Genomic DNA, 2,757 nt, shown 5'->3' with positions numbered 1-2,757 from the left:
GAGCACGACCGCACCGCCACAGTGGCCGAACTCCGCCGCGCACTCCCCACCCTGCGCGCGGTCGTCCACATCCCCCTCCTCGGGACCGAAGCGCCCGAGGGCACCCTGGAGTGGTACGCGCTCACCGCGTCCGACACCGAGCCGGTCTTCGAACAGGTCCCCTTCGACCACCCGCTCTGGGTGCTGTACTCCTCCGGCACCACCGGCCTGCCCAAGGCCATCGTCCAGTCGCAGGGCGGCATCCTCCTGGAGCACCTCAAACAGCTCGGCCTGCACTGCGACCTCGGCCCGGACGACCGCTTCTTCTGGTACACCTCCACGGGCTGGATGATGTGGAACTTCCTCGTCTCCGGCCTCCTCACCGGCACCACGGTCGTCCTCTACGACGGCAGCCCCGGATTCCCCGACGTCAGCGCCCAGTGGCGGGTCGCCGAGCAGACCGGCGCGACCCTCTTCGGCACCTCCGCCGCCTACGTCATGGCCTGCCGCAAGGCCGGCGTCCACCCCGGCCGCGACTTCGACCTGAGCCGGGTCCAGTGCGTCGCCACCCCCGGCTCGCCCCTGCCGCCCGACGGCTTCCGCTGGCTCCACGACGAGGTGGCCGAGGACCTGTGGATCGCCTCCGTCAGCGGTGGTACCGACGTGTGCAGCTGCTTCGCCGGCGCGGTCCCCACCCTGCCGGTGCACATCGGTGAACTGCAGGCCCCGTGCCTCGGCACCGACCTCCGGTCCTGGGGCCCCTCGGGCGAAGACCTGACCGGCGAGGTCGGCGAACTCGTCGTCGCCGCCCCCATGCCCTCCATGCCGATCCGCTTCTGGAACGACCCCGACGGCAGCCGCTACCACGACAGCTACTTCGACATGTACCCCGGCGTCTGGCGTCACGGGGACTGGATCACCCTCACCGACCGGGGCACCGTCGTCATCCACGGCCGCTCGGACTCCACCCTCAACCGCCAGGGCGTTCGGATGGGCTCCGCGGACATCTACGAGGCCGTCGAACGGCTCCCCGAGATCCGTGAGTCCCTCGTCATCGGCGTCGAGGAGCCGGACGGGGGCTACTGGATGCCCCTCTTCGTCCACCTCGCCGAAGGCGCCAGACTCGACGACGACCTGCGCGACGCCGTCAAGCGGACCATCCGCGAGAACCTCTCCCCGCGCCACGTACCCGACGAGGTGATCGAGGTCCCCGGCATCCCGCACACCCTGACCGGCAAGCGCATCGAGGTCCCCGTCAAGCGCCTCCTCCAGGGAACGGAGCTCTCCAAGGCCGTCAACGCCGGGTCCATCGACGACATCGGACTCCTGCGGTTCTACGAGGACCTCGCCCGCAGACGCGGCTGACCGGCCCGTTGTCAGTCCCCCTGGTTACGGTGAGTGAGCATCGATCAACCGTGCACAGGGGGACTCATGACGCAGACCAGGAACCACCGGAACACCAGGAACACCAGGAACAACCGGGCCGGAAAGAACGGCCGGAGCCCGGAGGCCCGCCTGACACCCGGCGGCCCGTCCATGCGACGCGCGCTGCGCCGCGAGGCGCCCAGCACCGTCGGCCTCCTGGTGGACGCCGAGGACTTCGCGGCCATGCGCCGCTACCGCAGCTTCACCTTCGACGACCACCACGTCTATCTGCGGCAGGTCGAAAGCCTGCTCAGGACGTTCGCCGCACAGGGCAGGCACGCCACCGTCGCCCTCTTCGACCCCCAGGACTACGCCGAGTACTGCGCCGAGGAGGGCCTCGACCCGGACCTCCACGGGAGCCGCAGCCGGTTCACCGCGGAGGTGGCCGCCACGGGGGCCACCGTCGCGTACACCGGCCAGCCCATCGGCACACTGATCCCGCTCCTCGTCTCGCGAGCGGTCCGCCGGGCGACCTGGGAGTACGCCACGATGCTCCTCGCCGATCTCGGGGACTGCGCGGACTGCGGGCAGGACATCGGCCGAGCGGCCTTCGACCGGGCGTCCCACCTGCTGGCCCGCCTGCTGGAGGCGGCCGGGCCGGGCACGCACCACGTGGTGTGCAGTACGCCGGCCCAGGACGAACAACTCCTCGCGATCGTGCACACCACACGCGACCCGGACGGCGGTCCCGTCCAGCTCGACCCCTCCCAGGGCGCGGAGTTCGCCACCGTCCTCGCCGTGGGCGTCGCGCTGGAGACGAGGGGCGGCGTCGTCCTGCGCACCACCGCACCGGACACGGCGGACCGCGTCCACGGATGGCGCCTGGTCAAGGGGGACCTGATCCCACTCTCCGCCGGTGAGGTCTTCGACGCCTACTGCACGGACGCCGACACCGGTGAACCCGTGTCCCCGGAGCCGGACGTCGAGTACTGCGCGGGCTTCGACCTGGGCGCCGACGCACCGGAGGCACACCGCTGACACGCCGGGCACGCGGAAAGGGGCCCCGCCGAGACCGGCGGACCGGCGGGAACCCCTTTCCGCAGCGCCCTGCCGTCGACCGGCGGGGCGTGGTGCCTCACTCGCCCGACAGCACCGCCTGGGCCGCGAGCCGCGCCTCTTCGGCGGAGTCCGCCGCACGCGCGGCGGAGGCCGCGCGCTCGCACTGCGCGAGCGTGTGCTTCGCCAGTGTCGCCCGTACATAGGGGATGGACGCGGCACCCATCGACAGGGAGGTGACCCCGAGACCGGTCAGTACGCAGGCCAGCAGCGGGTCCGAGGCGGCCTCACCGCAGACACCGCAGCTCTTGCCCTCTGCTGCGGCGGCCTCGGCCGACAGCGCCACCAGGTCCAGGA

At 71.7% G+C, this 2,757-nt stretch carries 3 protein-coding genes; 2 read left to right on the top strand and 1 reads right to left on the bottom strand.

Features of this window, described 5'->3' with window-relative positions:
• Together IH13_RS0114885 and IH13_RS0114880 are read left to right on the top strand one after the other, a co-directional pair.
• On the top strand, positions 1-1,344 hold a 1,344-nt coding region (locus IH13_RS0114885), incomplete at its 5' end, for an acetoacetate--CoA ligase (protein ID WP_031084625.1).
• Between the two features lie 66 nt (positions 1,345-1,410).
• The gene (locus IH13_RS0114880; protein WP_031084624.1) at positions 1,411-2,382 is read left to right on the top strand and encodes a hypothetical protein; all 972 of its coding nucleotides are present in this window, start codon (positions 1,411-1,413) and stop codon (positions 2,380-2,382) included.
• A 97-nt stretch (positions 2,383-2,479) separates the two neighbouring features.
• Here IH13_RS0114880 and IH13_RS0114875 read toward each other — a convergent pair.
• On the bottom strand, positions 2,480-2,757 hold a 278-nt coding region (locus IH13_RS0114875), incomplete at its 5' end, for a putative PEP-binding protein (protein ID WP_031084622.1).

Origin of the sequence: Streptomyces sp. NRRL WC-3549 (genome assembly GCF_000721935.1) — a bacterium.
Lineage (GTDB): Bacteria > Actinomycetota > Actinomycetes > Streptomycetales > Streptomycetaceae > Streptomyces.
This window is presented reverse-complemented; position numbering and strand designations above follow the sequence as displayed.

What these genes read in the sequence shown, in the direction of transcription:
- IH13_RS0114880 (WP_031084624.1), top strand. Translation starts at nt 1,411, where the DNA reads ATGACGCAGACCAGGAACCACCGGAACACCAGGAACACCAGGAACAAC.